This is a genomic window from Fodinicurvata sp. EGI_FJ10296 (assembly GCF_040712075.1).
In the GTDB taxonomy this organism is placed as follows: Bacteria; Pseudomonadota; Alphaproteobacteria; order DSM-16000; family Inquilinaceae; genus JBFCVL01.
Window position 1 is genome coordinate 503,483 of sequence record NZ_JBFCVL010000004.1, and the last position, 14,091, is coordinate 517,573.

The following is a 14,091-nucleotide window of genomic DNA, read 5'->3' on the forward strand; positions in this document are numbered from 1 at the left end:
GCAGGGTCGATCTGATCCAGCGTTAACGCGGCTGCCTGTCAGGCGCGCCTATTTGGCTTCTTTGGGCAGAACCGAGATGCCATGGGCCTGGGGTGTCAGCCAGACCGTGTCACCTTCGAAGGCGACCGTGGCGGCACCATTGTCGAAGACCAGCAGATCGCCGACATCCGTTTCCACCAGATACTCGATCTTGGGGCCCAGATAGGCGCGCGTCCGGACCCGGCCGGGCAGCGACGGGCCGTCCGTCGCCTCGCTGGACACGGCGATGGCCTCGGGCCGCAGCGCAATCTGCGCCTCGCCCGATCTGGTGTCGGTGGGCAGGATCGGGAACGCCGTACCGCCCAGCCAGAGGATTGCCGGGTCGGAATCGCCGTCCGGTCGATCGACCGATCCCTCGACGATGTTGGCGTCACCGATGAAAGTCGCAACAAAATGGCTGCCGGGTCGGCGGTAGAGGTCTTCCGGCTTGCCGCTTTGCGCGATCCGGCCGGCATCCATGACGATAATCTCGTCCGACACGGCCAGCGCTTCTTCCTGATCGTGGGTCACATAGACGACGGTCAGGCCGAGCCGGCGCTGCAAATCGCGGATGTCCTGGCGCACCTGCCGCCGCAGCTTGGCATCGAGGTTTGACAGCGGTTCATCGAACAGCAGCACACGCGGCTCCAGCACCAGCGCCCGGGCCACGGCCACGCGTTGCTGTTGACCGCCGGACAGTTCGTTGGGAAATCGGTCGTCATAGCCTTCCAGCCCGACCAGTCGCATCACGTCGGCGGCGGCCGTCGCTGCCCTGGCTTTTGGCATTCGCGACATGCGCAGCCCATAGGAAACGTTCTCCATGACCGTCATATGAGGGAACAGGGCATACGATTGGAACACCATCGAGACGTCGCGTTCACTCGCCGTCAGGCGCGTCACCGGGACGTCGCCGATCCGGATCTCGCCTTCATCGGGCAGTTCGAGCCCGGCGATCATGCGCAGTGTCGTCGTCTTGCCGCAACCCGAAGGGCCGAGCAGCGTGACCAGCGAGCCCGCCTCGACGTTGAGATCGATCCGGTCGACCGCCCGGGTCGATCCGTAGATCTTCGAAACGCCTTGAAAGGAAACTGAGGCTGCGCGCCCTTCGGGCTTCGTCATACTTGTGCTCCAACCGAACTGGTAGCTGCGCCATCCGGGACCGCGGCGGCGGTCTCGCGGCGGTGTTTCCGGCGTTCGTGCCGTGCGGTGCCGACGCCGAGTTGTATAATGACGATCGCCACGATCAGGACCACGATGATGGCCGAAGAATAGGCAATCGAGACGCCGTAGTGGCCGCCTTCGATACGGCTGAGGATATAGGCCGTTGACCAGCCATAGTCGGGACTGATCAGGAACACCACCGCGCTGACCGCCGTGACCGAACTGACGAAGCTGTAGACCAGCGCCGCCACGATGGCCGGACGCAGCAATGGCAACAGAATGTTGCGGATGGTCTGCAGCGTGCCGGCGCCCAGCGTCATCGACGCCTCGTCGATGCTGCGGTCGATCTGGCTCATCGCGGCCACACCGGCGCGTATGCCGACAGGCATATTCCGCGACAGGAACGAGATGATCAGGATCATGGCCGTGCCCGTGATCTCGATCGGCGGGACGTTAAAGGCCATGATGTAGCTGACGCCGATCACCGTTCCGGGCGTCGCGAAACTCAGCATTGTCATGAAATCAAAGGTCGCGCGGCCCGGGAACCGTTGCCGGGCGATGATGAACGCGGTCAGCAGGCCGATCCCGGCGGTAAACGGCGCCGCGGCCAGGGATATCCAGATCGTGGTGAAGAACGACCCCCATGCCCCGCCAGACCAGACGATCCCGTGATCGGCAATGATGACACTGAACATTTCGGCATAATGCCCAAGCGTCAGGGTATGATTGATGCCCCAGATCTCGACGAATCCGCCGAACATGATCAGCCCGTAAATCGTGATTGTGACGATCATCCAGGGAATCGTGACCGCAAACACGGCAATCGAGACGCCCAGCGGCAGCCCCTGGTGCCGTCCGGCGTCGCCTTTTCCGGTCATGGTAGTATAGGATCGGCGCCCAACCCAATATTTCTGCAGCCAGAAGGCCGTCAGCGTGAATGTCAGCAGAAGAATGCCCAGCACACCGGCGCGCGGCGGCGAATATTGCGCGCCGGCGATCGCGAAGAATATTTCCGTCGCCAGCACCCGATAACCGCCGCCGATCACGATGGGATTGCCGAAATCGGCCAGGCTCTCGATAAAGCAGAGCAGGAACGCATTGGCCAGACCGGGCCGCGCCATCGGCAGCGTGATCGTGGTAAAACACTGCCACCGGCTGGCGCGCAGGGTCCGTGAGGCTTCCTCCATCGACGGGCTGAGCCCCTGAACGACGCCAACCATGACGAGAAAGGCCATGGGCGTGAACGCCAGTGTCTGCGCGAACCACATGCCGGGCAGACCATAGAACCACCGGCTGGGCGGGATCTCGAACCATTGCCACATCAGATCGGTGATGGTACCGGCGCGCCCGAAGAGCAGGATCAGTGCCAGCCCGACCACGAAGGGCGGTGTCACGATCGGCAGGATGGTCAGCAGGCGCACCAGTTTCTGGCTGGGCATCCCGGTGCGGGTTACCAGCAGCGCAAACGCAAAGCCCAGAACGGTGCAGGACAGCCCGGTCAGCAGACCGAGAAAGACGGAATTCCAGACGACACCGCAGCTTCGGTCACCGACGACGCATTCCAGGCCCCAGTTGCGACTGGTAAAGGCCCGATCGGTGAACCCCTGCCAAGGCGCCTGGCCAGCCTCGTACGCAAAGCCGGTGAGGATGATCTGCGATATCGGATAAACGATGAACAGAAGAACGAGGACGGAAACGAACGTGATCGACCCGATGACGAAGACATCGCCGCGCAGCACGCCGCGCGCGGCCAGGCCGGCGGCGAACAGCACGATGAATGACAGTCCGGCAAGGACGGGGCCGAGCGAGATTGCCGGCTGCGGTATCAGGAATGCCTGAAGGATGAGATAGATAAACCCGCCGGCACCCGCGACGACCAGCAGCCAGGACCGCGCCAGACCATGGCCGGAGCTAAAGAGTGCGGCCGCGCCGATACCGATCGGCAGCAGGAAGGCATAGAGCCACGGCGCCGGCTGCAGCGCCGCCTGCACCAGGGCCGGCGCGGCCTCCGGGCTGGCGAAATTGAGGATCCGGAAATTCGACCAGAAGCCGTCACCGACGGCATACCAGGGCACGGCAAGAAGGGCTGCGCCGGCAATGGCAAGCCAGACGGCGACGGTTCTGAACATCGAGCGGCTACTCGCTTTGAGGGTAACGAGAGGCGGAGATTTCGATCAGCGCAGGCTGCCGATCTCGTCGTCCCACCGTTCGAGCAGCCGGTCCCGCATTTCCGTCGATCCATAGGTCGCGAAGTCGTAGTCGATCAACTTGATCTCTTCCAGATCCGGCGCTTCGGGCGGGACCTCGGCATTCATGTTCGACGGCACCTGGAAGGCGTCGACGGTCGCGGCGATGCTCTGTGCCTCGGCCGTCAGCGCCCAGTCGTACCAGGCCCGTGCGTTGTCGGGATTCGGTCCGCCGGCGATGATCGACATTGATCCGATCTCGTAACCGGTGCCCTCGCACGGGGCGACGGCTTCCACCGGCAGGCCGGCAGCGGCCTCGGCGATGGCATCATGCATGAAGACGATGCCGATACCGGCTTCACCCCGTCCCGTCGCCCGGACCGGCGCGGCGCCGGACTGGGTGTATTCGGAGACATTGGCATCGAGTTCGGTCAGATATTCGAAGGCCTCGTCCTCGCCCATCAGCTGAACCAGGGTCGCCAGCGCGGTGTATGCCGTGCCGGACGAGAACGGACTGGCGATCTGGATCTCGCCCTCGTATGCCGGGTTGGTCAGATCCTCCCAGCACGCCGGACGCGGCAGATCGCGCTGCTCGAATATCTGGGTGTTATAGCCCCAGCCCAGGGCACCGGCATAAATGCCGATGGTGCGGCCGTCGCTGGCTTCATGCTGGGACAGCGCCCAATCCTGCAGTTCGTCGGGATTGGGCGGATCATAGGCTTCGGTCAGGCCTTCCTGCGCGGCCTGAAGATGCGGATCGCCGGTCCCGCCCCACCAGATATCGCCCTGGGGGTTGTCCCGCTCGGCCTGCAGCTGGGCATAGGTCTCACCGGAACTGCGCCGCGTCGAACTGACGCTGATCCCGGTTTCGGCTTCGAATGCCGCGGCCATGGCTTCGCACCACTCGACCTGGGGCGAGCAATACAGCACGAGACTACCGCTGTCGGCCTGCGCCGGAGCAGCCGAAAATCCCACGGCCGAAGTGAGCGCCGTTGCGGCAATAAGCTGGATACGTTTCATCAGAGTCCTCCCCTTTTGTTTCCGAAGCCGGAAAGCGGAATCTCATGGTCTGCAACTCAGGGCGAGAACGACCGATCGGCTCGGCGCCCGAAGCTGCAAGCATGAGGATCCGACCTTAAGCGGCACGGATATTCATTTTATGACAGTTAGGTTACATTCTTATGACGATAAATGCCTAACTGAATTCGGCCGCACCTGTCGATCCCCAATTGGGACCACGTCGACGCCATCGGCGCGGATCATCGCAGTCCGCCCGGGCCCCAGTCGGCGAGGACGACGTAATCGCGGTGACCGAGAAACTGGATATGAGCGACAAGGGCGTCGTCTTTGCCGTCGTCACCGGCAAAGACCCAGCAATTGACAGCCTCGGCCAGTTCGATCCGGGCGGCCTGTGTCATCTCGTTCCACACGTCGCGGTCGACCACGACCCCGACCGTGCCGTCACGCGTGCCGACATCGCGGACGATTCCTTCGTCGAACGCTTGGACCAGGAATGACTGACAGTCCCGCAGCCGGTTCTCGGCCGCCTGATCATCGGACGCGGCAGCGGCGGCGGAAGGAACGGCACCGGGCATCGCCAGTGCTGCGGCCACTGCCAGTCCCGCAAGTTGCGCCAATCCTGAACCAAGCATGACTTGTCCTTTCGCCATATCCTGATTCAATTATCATGCCACGGTCATCATGGCAAAGCATCGAGGACCTGTATCGGCCATCCCGGCTGACGTCTGACGGCTTGCCCCATCATGTTCAGTATCTGAGCCTGAGAGCCGATGATCCACCGGCTGTTGCGATAAAACAGGAAATTGAACGCGTTCGGCGCGTTGGCATTGGCATCGGCGTATTCATCGAAGGCAAATACGGTATCGACCTGTACATTGTGGTTGTGAATTCGCTGCCAGACGCCCTGATCGCCGGGATGCTGGTGATGGTAAACGCGGAAGAAGGCCCCGCCGAGCGGCGATGACGTCACGACAAGCGCGCAGCCCTGCATCGCCGCCGTCAAAACGAACCCGCGCGGCGGGTTCAGACGCGGCACATCGACAAAGCCGGGCGTGACATTGCCCTGAATGAACGGGCACCAATACGCATCGATCGACGTATCCAGCGTGGGCAATCCGTTCAGCAGCTTCAGGTCGAATACCCGGTTTCCGTTGGCGACTTCAGCCGAGACGAGATCGAAGGAGCCGAACTTGTTCAGGTTGGCGCTGGCCAGCAACTGGCGGTCGCCCTGCGTCATGTTTCCGATTTGCATCGGCCTTACGCTGTTTATGACGTTGGCCGAAAGGAACAAGGGCGGGTCGGCCCTGAATTGTCCGTTTGCACCGTTCACGTGTCTCCCCCCTTTGTCGTCGGAAATCCCCTGACCGATCGAACGGCCAATCTCCCAACCGCAAAGGATCATACACGCAAATGGGAAGTTATGTCACATTAATTCAACCTTAAGTTGACGAGAATGCTGGCGCCTGAACCGCCAGTTCGGCGGCCAGGGCCTCGAACACGGCAACCTGATCGCCGGTAAACGGTATGCCGCTACGGCTGCGTTCGTCGAATGCCAGCCACTCCTTTTGTCCCGGCATCAGCACCGTCCCTGCGTCGGCGGCCGGCACGGCGTTCATGTCACGCCTGTAGGCAGTCATGGCCGCGTCGAAATCGTCAGCGGCGATGAACATGTCCCGGCGCATGACCATGACCGAGTGGCTTACCTGCCTCGGCGTCGCCATATCGGGGCCGCCCATCGGCAACAGTCGTGCACTGTGCGGCATTCCGGTCATCAGCGCGCACATCACGTCGATCATGGCGGCAAGGCCGCTGCCCTTGTGGCCGAACGCCAGCCCGCCCAGCGGCAAAAGCCCTGCCGCTGCCTTGGGGTCCAGGGTCTCATTTGCCTCGGCATCGACGGCCGCGCCCGGCGGCAGCGACCGACCCGATGCCGCAAATTGCTGGATCCGGTTCCAGGGAACCGTGCTGGTCGCCATGTCGAGCAGAAACGGCCGTGCATCGGGGACCGGTGCGGCAAAGGCGATCGGATTGGTGCCGTGAAACGCTTTGGTACCATTATGGGGCAGAACGAAAGCGTCGGAATTGCAGATCACGAGGCCAATCATTCCTGCCTCGGCCGCGGCCAGCGCGTAGCTGCCGGCAGCGCCGAAATGGCTGGAGTTTGTGACCCCGACGGCCCCGATGCCGTTGTCTTCCGCGATACCGACGGCATGATCGACGGCACGATAGGTTGCGGTGTGGCCCAGACCGTGCCCCGCATCCAGCAGCCCGCCGGCCACGGCCGTCCGGTGGAACGTCATTTTCGGCGCGCCCTGGACGCGCCCTCCCCTCAACGCCTTGCAGTAGTGAGGCAGCAGTCTGACGCCGTGACTGTCCGTTCCCCTGAGCGACGCACCGACGAGCGAGCGCGAGGCGTCGTCGACGGACCGATCATCGGCCCCGACGGTTTTCAGACATGCCCGCAGGAAGCGTTCCGCATCCGCAGCGAGGAGATATCCGGCTACGCGAGGGTAACCACTACCGGCATCTGACTGCGCCTGAACGCCTGTCGGACTGTCTGCCACCTCTTTATCTCCCCGTTTGTCCGGCCGACTTTCCGGCATTCGTTACTGACCCAGCCGCCAGCGTCCAGCGGGCCGCAATTGTCTATTTGACCGGTCAACATGTCATACCACAGCGCCCTGTCGGTGAGTCAATCGGCAGCGTTCAGGTGGCCCGGCGGCTCTTTAGTGGCACTCAACGCCCATTGACCTACTATCGTCCGCAATATAGCGTTTATTCACTTGACGAGGGCCGAAGAATGCCCTCGGGCGATTGCCGCGCTACCGGCATTGAAGAATTGGAGCCTGCGGGCTCGGTTGGGAGGAAAAATGAAGTCGAAAACAAGCTTTGGATCCTGTTTCGCATCCGGCGTGGTCGCCGCATCGGTTGCCGCAGGGGCCCTCATGGGCGTCGGCAGCGCTCAGGCCCAGGATCTGACCATCGCGTCATCGATGCCCGCGCTCGAATTCCCGTTCTTCGTCCATATGCAGGCGGAACTTCGCCGTGAAGCCGAAGAGATCGGCGGCATCGAACTGATCGAGACCGACGGTCAGAACTCGACCAGCAAACAAACGGCCGATGTCGAGGCGGCGATCGTCCGGGACGTTGACGGTATTATCATCAGCCCCAGCGACGCCGTCGCCATGGCGCCGGCGCTGTCTCAGGCCGCGGAAGCCGGAATTCCGATCATCACGATCGACCGCCGCGTCGAGGGTGTCGATGACATTCTTGCCCATGTCGGCGCGGATAACGTGCTCGGCGGCGAGGCGCAGGGCCGCCTGATCATGGAACTTTTCCCCGACGGCGCGCGTGTCGTCAATCTGCAGGGCCAGCCCGGCGCCAGTCCGGCGATCGACCGCAATCAGGGTGTCCACAACGTCCTCGACCAGCACGATGAGTACGAATTCATCGCCGAACAGACCGCCAATTTCGCACGCGAAGAAGGCGCATCGGTTACTGAGTCCATCCTCGCCGGCCTCGACACGCCTCCCGACGTGATCGTCGCCGCCAATGACGACATGGCGCTCGGCGCCCTGATCACGGTCCAGGAGATGGAACTGGACATCCCGATCATCGGTTTCGATGCTCTGCCGGAAGCCCTCGGCAGCATCCGCGACGGCGGGCTTGCCGCGACGATCGAGCAGTTCCCCGGCGGTCAGAGCCGCACGGCCCTGCAGGCAATGGTCGACTATCTTCGCGATGGTACGGAGCCGGAAAGCCTGATCCTGCTGGAGCCAATTGCCATCACGGCCGACAATATCGACGAAGCCGAACGGCTCGGCGAGCTCTAACCCGGAAATGGGCACGAACCGGAGCACCGGTTCGTGCCGCCCCCGCACTGCGTGCCCCCTCGCGACCTCCGGGATCCCATTTTCATGACAGACCGAAGCCGGAAGATCGACGCCGGAATGGCCGGACGTATGGACCCGGTCCAGTTCCTCGCCAAGTATGCGGCCCTGATCTTCCTACTCTTGCTCATCCTGGTATTTACCATTCTGGAGCCGCGTTTCCTCAGCCCGCTCAATCAGTTCAATATCCTGCGCCAGGTTTCCGTCGCCGGGCTGATCGCCGTTGGTATGACCTTCGTCATCCTGACCGCCGGCATCGATCTTTCGGTCGGCTCACTGATGGCGTTCTGCGGGTTGGTCGGGGCCTATGTGGCCAAGGGCGGATTTCAGGACAGGTTTGCCATCGGACAGGCCGCCGATGTCGGTTATCCGGTATATCTGGCCGTGGCGGCCGCGATTGCCGTCGGCCTCGCCGGCGGCGCGCTTCAGGGACTCGCCGTCACACGGCTGAAGGTGCCGCCATTCGTCGTCACGCTGGGCGGGCTGACCGCATTTCGCGGCGCCGCGCTGCTGTTTTCCGGCGGCGGACCGATCAGCGGCTTCGAGTCCGACTACACCTGGTGGGGGCAGGGCCGGATCGGCATCGTTCCCATCCCCGTCATCATCTTTGCAATCGCCGCCATTGTCGCCCATCTGGTGCTGACCTATACGCGGTTCGGCAAACACATCTATGCCACCGGCGGCAATCCAAAGGCCGCCGCTCTGAACGGCGTACCCACCCAGCGGCTCATTTTCACCGTTTACGTGATCAGCGGCTTTTTCTGCGGATTGGCGGGTTTCCTGCTGTCGGCCCGGCTGAACTCCGCCGAGGCCGTCGCCGGCCTGACACTGGAGCTGACCGTCATCGCCTCGGTCGTGATCGGCGGCACCAGCCTGTTCGGCGGCGTCGGCACGGTCATCGGCACCGTGATCGGGGCGCTTCTGATCGGCGTCCTGACCAACGGGCTGGTGCTGCTGAACGTCTCGTCCTTCGTCCAGCAGATCATCATCGGGGTTCTGATCGTCCTCGCCGTTGCGTTCGACCAATATGCCGCCCGGCGACGCCTGGCCCAATAACCCAATAGTAGAGTGAAAGTGAGACGGCCATGCCCTTGCTGGAGATGACCGGCATTTCCAAGTCTTTCGGGGCGATTCACGCTCTGGAGAGCCTGGACTTCAGCCTCGATCAGGGCGACGTCGTCGGGCTGATGGGCGACAATGGTGCCGGCAAATCGACGCTTGTACGGATCATCGCCGGCAACTTTCAGCCGACCTCCGGCGAGATCCGGTTCGACGGCGCTCCGGTGACGTTTGTCGACAGTCTGGACGCCCGCAACCACGGCATCGAGGTGGTCCACCAGGATCTGGCGCTGTGCGACAACCTGACGGCGGCCGACAATGTCTTTCTCGGGCGCGAGATGCGCCGCCGCATCGGTCCGTTTCAGGTTCTGGACTATGCCGGCATGGCACGGAAATCGTCCGAACTGTTCGCGGAGCTGCAGTCCGACACGCGGCCTGGCGATCTGGTCCGGATGATGTCCGGCGGCCAGCGCCAGGCCGTCGCCATTGCCCGAACGCGGCTGTCCCAGGCCCGGATCGTGCTGATGGACGAGCCGACTGCGGCAATCAGCGTTCGCCAGGTGGCCCAGGTTCTGGATCTGATCAAGCGCATGCGCGATAGCGGCGTGACCGTCGTGTTGATCAGTCACCGCATGCCCGACGTGTTTGCGGTCGCCGACCGGCTGGTCGTGCTGCGACGGGGCCGGAAGGTCGCCGACAAACCTGTTGCCGGCACGTCACCGGAAGAAGCCACCGGCCTGATCACCGGAGCGATCGAGACCGCCTGACGGCAAACCCGCTCACAGGTCGACGGCGCGGCCCGTCTCTATGCTTTCGTAGGCGGCGAATACGAGCTTGAGCGTCTTCAGGTTGTCGCGCCCGGATGTCGCCGGCTCCTGCCCTGCGCTCAGGCAATTGACCCAGTGCTGCTGCGCGGCAATGACGCTGTCCTGGACGACATGCCAGGGCGGGGTCGCCCAGTTCGGTCCGGGCGGCTCGACGTCCTCGACCCGCCGCCGACCCGGTCCGGAGTCGCTGAGCCGATAGTGACCGTCCAGTTCCAGCGTGCCGTCGGCGCCCTCGATCCGGACCAGCGTCTGCGGAAACGGATCGGGATCGATCCGGGTGGCAAAGGAAATATCCACGACGGACACCGCGCCGCTCTCGTGGGTCAACAACATGGTCACACAGTCCTCGCCGGTCACACGGGGGTCGATGCGCTGGGCGGCACAATAGATCCGCACCGCTTCGCCGAAATAATACCGCGCGATATCGAGGACATGGACGCCAACATCCATCACGGCCAGGCGTTTTTCCTTCAGCAGATAAGGCTGACCGGCATAGACGTCATAGCCGTGGCGAAACGATATATGGCCCCAATGCGCCCGGCCGATCGCCCCGGCGTCGAGTTTCTCCCTGACAGCCATCAAGGGCCGCTCGAAACGGAAGTTCTCGTGAACCATGAACGTGATACCGGCCGCCGTGGCGGCGTCCACCATGGCGGCGGCATCGTCGGCCGTGAGCGCCAGCGGTTTCTGGCATATGGCCGGCACCCGGTAACGGCACGCCAGTTCGACCAACGGCCGGTGGCTTTCCACCGTGGTGACGATATCCACGAAATCCAGCGACTCTGCCTCGAACATCGCGCTGGCATCGTCATAGACGGCCGGTACGCCGAATCGGCCGGCCGCTTCGACCGCCCTGGCGCGCTCGCGGTCGCAGACCGCGACAATGGTAGCGCCCTCCACATCGTGCCAGCCGTGCAAGTGATTGGCCGCAAAAAATCCGCAGCCGATCACGCCGCCCCGGAGAACCCTGTTGTCGGCTGTCGTCGCCATCGGCTTGCTTCCCTGTTCCGCCTCACCCCGAGCCTAAACGGCGGGACCGCCGGGCGCCATGGCATTCATGGGTTCGCCGCATCTCTCGCGCAGATCAATAGGAAAAAACTATCAAACTTCTTGAATCAATCGATTGGATCGAAGGGGCATGAAGAGTTAGGGTCGCCCCTTATGGTGATGACAACACTCGGAAGGAGGAATGCATGGCGGACCGAAAGACTCTGACGACGACGGGAGGGGCGCCCGTACCCGACAATCAGAATTCGCTCACGGCAGGCGCACGCGGCCCGGTGCTGCTGCAGGACTATCAGCTGATCGAAAAGCTGGCGCACCAGAATCGCGAGCGTATTCCCGAACGTGTCGTGCATGCCAAGGGCTGGGGCGCTTTCGGCACTCTGACCGTGACCAACGACATCACCAAATACACGCGCGCCAGGATATTCGGCGATGTCGGCAAGAAGACGCCAATGCTCGCCCGATTCTCGACCGTTGCCGGTGAACTGGGCGCGGCCGACGCCGAGCGGGACGTGCGCGGTTTTGCGCTGAAATTCTATACCGAAGAGGGCAACTGGGACCTGGTCGGCAACAACACGCCGGTCTTCTTCGTGCGCGATCCGATGAAGTTCCCCGACTTCATCCGCACACAAAAGCGTCACCCGCGCACCAATATGCGGTCGGCGACCGCCATGTGGGATTTCTGGTCGCAGTCGCCGGAAAGCCTCCATCAGGTAACGATCCTCATGTCGGATCGCGGGTTGCCTCAGACGCCGATGCATATGAACGGCTATGGCTCGCACACCTTCTCGCTGTGGAACGACCGGGGCGAGCGGTTCTGGGTCAAGTTCCATTTCAAGACCGTCCAGGGCCACAAGCATTTCACCAACGAGGAAGCGGTCGAGATCGTCGGCAAGAGCCGGGAGACCTATCAGGAGGCCCTGTTCGGCGCGATCGAGGCCGGCGGCTATCCGAAGTGGAAAATGTTCATCCAGGTCATGCCCGAGATGGACGCCGAGAAGCAGCCCTTCAACCCGTTCGACCTGACCAAGGTCTGGCCGCACGGCGACTTCCCGCTGATCGAAGTCGGCGAAATGGAATTGAACCGCAACGCGGACAATTATTTCACCCAGATCGAGAACGCCGCGTTCTCGCCGTCCAACGTCGTGCCGGGCATCGGCTATTCGCCGGACAAGATGCTGCAGGCCCGTGTATTCGCCTATGCCGATGCGCACCGCTACCGGCTGGGCACGCATTACGAGGCCCTGCCCGTGAACGCGCCGAAATCCGGGGCCCGTCACTATCACAAGGACGGCACGATGCGGTTCTTCGACAACCACGAGGGCAACCCCGACGCCTATTACGAGCCCAACTCGTTCGGCGGACCGGTTGAAGACCCAACTGTTGCCGAGCCGCCGCTGCGGATTTCCGGTGACGCCGACCGCTTCAATCACCGTGAAGGCAATGACGATTTCGGCCAGCCGCGGGCGCTGTTCAACATGTTCGACGACGGCCAGAGACGGCGCCTGTTCTCGAACATCGCCGGTGCCATGGCTGGTGTGCCGGACGAAATCGCCGAACGGCAGATCAAGCTGTTCGACCAGGTCCATCCCGAATATGGCGCCGGTGTCCGTGCCGCCCTGGGCAAGTAAGGACCTGAACGCTGGTCGCTGACCGGCGCTCGACAGAACGCTTTTTGGACCACCTGAAGCCAGACCTTCAGGTGGTCTTTTTTCGGGTCCGTTCAGGCGGGTTTCACCATGAAGAACCGGATCATGTGGGCCGAAGCATCGGGCCCCTGTTTTTCGGTGAATGACCCGGCCGCGCGCCCGCCGGACCAGGCGTGATCCGTTCCTTCGATCATCCAGTGCTCGATCAGGGTGCCACCGTCGGATCCCGCATAGTCGCTGCGGGCATACCCCCGCCCGGCCACCGAGCGTTTGCCGATCCGTGTCGGCACGGCGTCTCCCCCCAACCGCTGCAGCGATGATCATTGCCGCGTTGGAGGGATGTACCGTGCTGTCGGCCGCACCCTGGAAGATGATCCGGCGAACGGGGAGTGAGCGTGCTGTGACGGTTGATACGACTCCCTTTGACGCCGCACCCCTGCGCATGACCGACATCGCCGAGATCACGTCGCGCGCCGAACCGCGGGCGAGGCCGGAATGATTTCCCGCCGCCGAATAGATGTCCGGATAGAGGTCCGCCAGGATAACTGCCATGGCACCGCCGGCGGACAGTCCGGCGACGAAGACGGCGTCGCCGCCAAGGCCGAACTCTCTCATCAGGTCTTTTGTCAGAGACGCCAGAATGCCGGGCTCGCCCACACCGTGGGTCTGATGGGCCGGCTGGAACCAGTTCCAGCACGAGCCCGCATTGTGCCCCCTGTTCTGCGCCGGATAGGCAACGGCAAGCCCCTTCTTGTCGGCCAGCGCGTTCATGTGCGTGCCGATGGCGAAGTCGTCCGGGGTTTGCGAGCAGCCGTGCAGCATGAGGATCAGCCCCTTGGGCCGCTTTGGTTCGCTGGCGGGCAAATAGAGTTTGTATTCGCGCGATCCCGCGGCGCTGCGGTGCTCACGGTCCAGATATTGCGCACCTTGCGGGATGCGGGGCACCGAAATCTTGCGCGACCTGGGCGGCTTGGGAGACTTGGCCGATTTGGGAGACTTGATCGCCTTCGGCATCATTGCTTCGAGCGGGGCGAAGGCCGATGCAACCATGAAGCCGGTCACCGCCTTTTTCATCGATCTTGCCGACCTGGACTGCTTGCGCGGGCGCATCAGCCGGCTCCCCCGGCGCATGGCGGCAGTTAAGTTGCGGGTCATGGGATATCCTTGAGAGACTGGCAGCGTGTGCCGAAAGGAGAGCTTTACGCTGGAGACCTGCGCCTCCAGCGTTTTCATCGTCCTAACGCCCTGCCCCGGATAGTCTTCCATTGCACTGCAA

Annotated in this window: 13 protein-coding genes and 1 pseudogene; 5 read left to right on the top strand and 9 right to left on the bottom strand. The window is 63.0% G+C overall.

Going from position 1 to position 14,091, the window contains the following annotated elements:
* Positions 1–48: 48 nt before the first annotated feature.
* The 6 genes from ABZ728_RS11175 to ABZ728_RS11200 form a co-directional block, all read right to left on the bottom strand.
* Complete coding sequence (locus tag ABZ728_RS11175) at positions 49–1,137, bottom strand: ABC transporter ATP-binding protein (protein WP_366656186.1); 1,089 nt, start codon at positions 1,135–1,137, stop codon at positions 49–51.
* The gene (locus ABZ728_RS11180) at positions 1,134–3,308 is read right to left on the bottom strand and encodes an iron ABC transporter permease (RefSeq protein ID WP_366656187.1); all 2,175 of its coding nucleotides are present in this window, start codon (positions 3,306–3,308) and stop codon (positions 1,134–1,136) included. Before ABZ728_RS11180 ends, ABZ728_RS11175 begins: the two co-directional genes overlap by 4 nt.
* Before the next feature lie 45 nt (positions 3,309–3,353).
* Positions 3,354–4,385 (bottom strand): ABC transporter substrate-binding protein, encoded by a 1,032-nt coding sequence (locus ABZ728_RS11185; protein WP_366656188.1) that lies wholly within the window; start codon positions 4,383–4,385, stop codon positions 3,354–3,356.
* A gap of 239 nt (positions 4,386–4,624) precedes the next feature.
* On the bottom strand, positions 4,625–5,035 hold the full coding sequence (locus ABZ728_RS11190) for a hypothetical protein (protein ID WP_366656189.1): 411 nt from the start codon (positions 5,033–5,035) through the stop codon (positions 4,625–4,627).
* 29 nt (positions 5,036–5,064) lie between these two features.
* Positions 5,065–5,637, bottom strand: coding sequence for a hypothetical protein (locus tag ABZ728_RS11195; RefSeq protein ID WP_366656190.1), 573 nt, complete (start codon positions 5,635–5,637; stop codon positions 5,065–5,067).
* Between the two features lie 187 nt (positions 5,638–5,824).
* Positions 5,825–6,949, bottom strand: coding sequence for an Ldh family oxidoreductase (locus ABZ728_RS11200; RefSeq protein WP_366656191.1), 1,125 nt, complete (start codon positions 6,947–6,949; stop codon positions 5,825–5,827).
* A gap of 306 nt (positions 6,950–7,255) precedes the next feature.
* Here ABZ728_RS11200 and ABZ728_RS11205 point away from each other — a divergent pair, with 306 nt between their 5' ends.
* The 3 genes from ABZ728_RS11205 to ABZ728_RS11215 all read left to right on the top strand — a co-directional run bounded on the left by ABZ728_RS11205 (position 7,256) and on the right by ABZ728_RS11215 (position 10,101).
* Positions 7,256–8,218 carry a substrate-binding domain-containing protein gene (locus ABZ728_RS11205; protein WP_366656192.1) on the top strand — a complete coding sequence of 321 codons (963 nt, stop codon included), beginning with the start codon at positions 7,256–7,258 and terminating at the stop codon, positions 8,216–8,218.
* Between the two features lie 84 nt (positions 8,219–8,302).
* Positions 8,303–9,331, top strand: a complete 1,029-nt coding sequence (locus ABZ728_RS11210) for an ABC transporter permease (RefSeq protein WP_366656193.1) — start codon at positions 8,303–8,305, stop codon at positions 9,329–9,331.
* A gap of 29 nt (positions 9,332–9,360) precedes the next feature.
* Positions 9,361–10,101, top strand: coding sequence for an ATP-binding cassette domain-containing protein (locus ABZ728_RS11215; RefSeq protein WP_366656195.1), 741 nt, complete (start codon positions 9,361–9,363; stop codon positions 10,099–10,101).
* Positions 10,102–10,113: 12 nt separating this feature from the next.
* Here ABZ728_RS11215 and ABZ728_RS11220 read toward each other — a convergent pair whose 3' ends face one another.
* Positions 10,114–11,151: a Gfo/Idh/MocA family oxidoreductase gene (locus ABZ728_RS11220; protein ID WP_366656196.1), complete on the bottom strand. Its 1,038-nt coding sequence runs from the start codon at positions 11,149–11,151 to the stop codon at positions 10,114–10,116.
* 203 nt (positions 11,152–11,354) lie between these two features.
* On the opposite strand from ABZ728_RS11220, the gene ABZ728_RS11225 reads away from it, so the two are divergent.
* Positions 11,355–12,797 (top strand): catalase, encoded by a 1,443-nt coding sequence (locus tag ABZ728_RS11225; protein WP_366656197.1) that lies wholly within the window; start codon positions 11,355–11,357, stop codon positions 12,795–12,797.
* 92 nt (positions 12,798–12,889) lie between these two features.
* Here ABZ728_RS11225 and ABZ728_RS11230 read toward each other — a convergent pair whose 3' ends face one another.
* Together ABZ728_RS11230 and ABZ728_RS11235 are read right to left on the bottom strand one after the other, a co-directional pair.
* A complete protein-coding gene (locus tag ABZ728_RS11230) occupies positions 12,890–13,105 on the bottom strand; it encodes a hypothetical protein (RefSeq protein ID WP_366656198.1) in 216 nt (71 codons plus the stop codon).
* Positions 13,106–13,157: 52 nt separating this feature from the next.
* Positions 13,158–13,865, bottom strand: a pseudogene (locus tag ABZ728_RS11235) (PHB depolymerase family esterase); the annotation flags it as partial.
* Here ABZ728_RS11235 and ABZ728_RS11240 point away from each other — a divergent pair.
* Complete coding sequence (locus ABZ728_RS11240) at positions 13,768–13,983, top strand: hypothetical protein (RefSeq protein WP_366656199.1); 216 nt, start codon at positions 13,768–13,770, stop codon at positions 13,981–13,983. The pseudogene ABZ728_RS11235 and the gene ABZ728_RS11240 overlap by 98 nt on opposite strands.
* The last annotated feature ends 108 nt before the right edge of the window (positions 13,984–14,091 follow it).

Bases quoted from the DNA above. Each gene is read 5' to 3' on its own strand.
- ABZ728_RS11205 (WP_366656192.1), top strand. From the start codon at position 7,256: ATGAAGTCGAAAACAAGCTTTGGATCCTGTTTCGCATCCGGCGTGGTC.
- ABZ728_RS11180 (WP_366656187.1), bottom strand. From the start codon at position 3,308: ATGTTCAGAACCGTCGCCGTCTGGCTTGCCATTGCCGGCGCAGCCCTT.
- ABZ728_RS11195 (WP_366656190.1), bottom strand. From the start codon at position 5,637: ATGCAAATCGGAAACATGACGCAGGGCGACCGCCAGTTGCTGGCCAGC.
- ABZ728_RS11225 (WP_366656197.1), top strand. From the start codon at position 11,355: ATGGCGGACCGAAAGACTCTGACGACGACGGGAGGGGCGCCCGTACCC.
- ABZ728_RS11215 (WP_366656195.1), top strand. From the start codon at position 9,361: ATGCCCTTGCTGGAGATGACCGGCATTTCCAAGTCTTTCGGGGCGATT.
- ABZ728_RS11175 (WP_366656186.1), bottom strand. From the start codon at position 1,137: ATGACGAAGCCCGAAGGGCGCGCAGCCTCAGTTTCCTTTCAAGGCGTT.
- ABZ728_RS11210 (WP_366656193.1), top strand. From the start codon at position 8,303: ATGACAGACCGAAGCCGGAAGATCGACGCCGGAATGGCCGGACGTATG.
- ABZ728_RS11220 (WP_366656196.1), bottom strand. From the start codon at position 11,151: ATGGCGACGACAGCCGACAACAGGGTTCTCCGGGGCGGCGTGATCGGC.
- ABZ728_RS11185 (WP_366656188.1), bottom strand. From the start codon at position 4,385: ATGAAACGTATCCAGCTTATTGCCGCAACGGCGCTCACTTCGGCCGTG.
- ABZ728_RS11190 (WP_366656189.1), bottom strand. From the start codon at position 5,035: ATGGCGAAAGGACAAGTCATGCTTGGTTCAGGATTGGCGCAACTTGCG.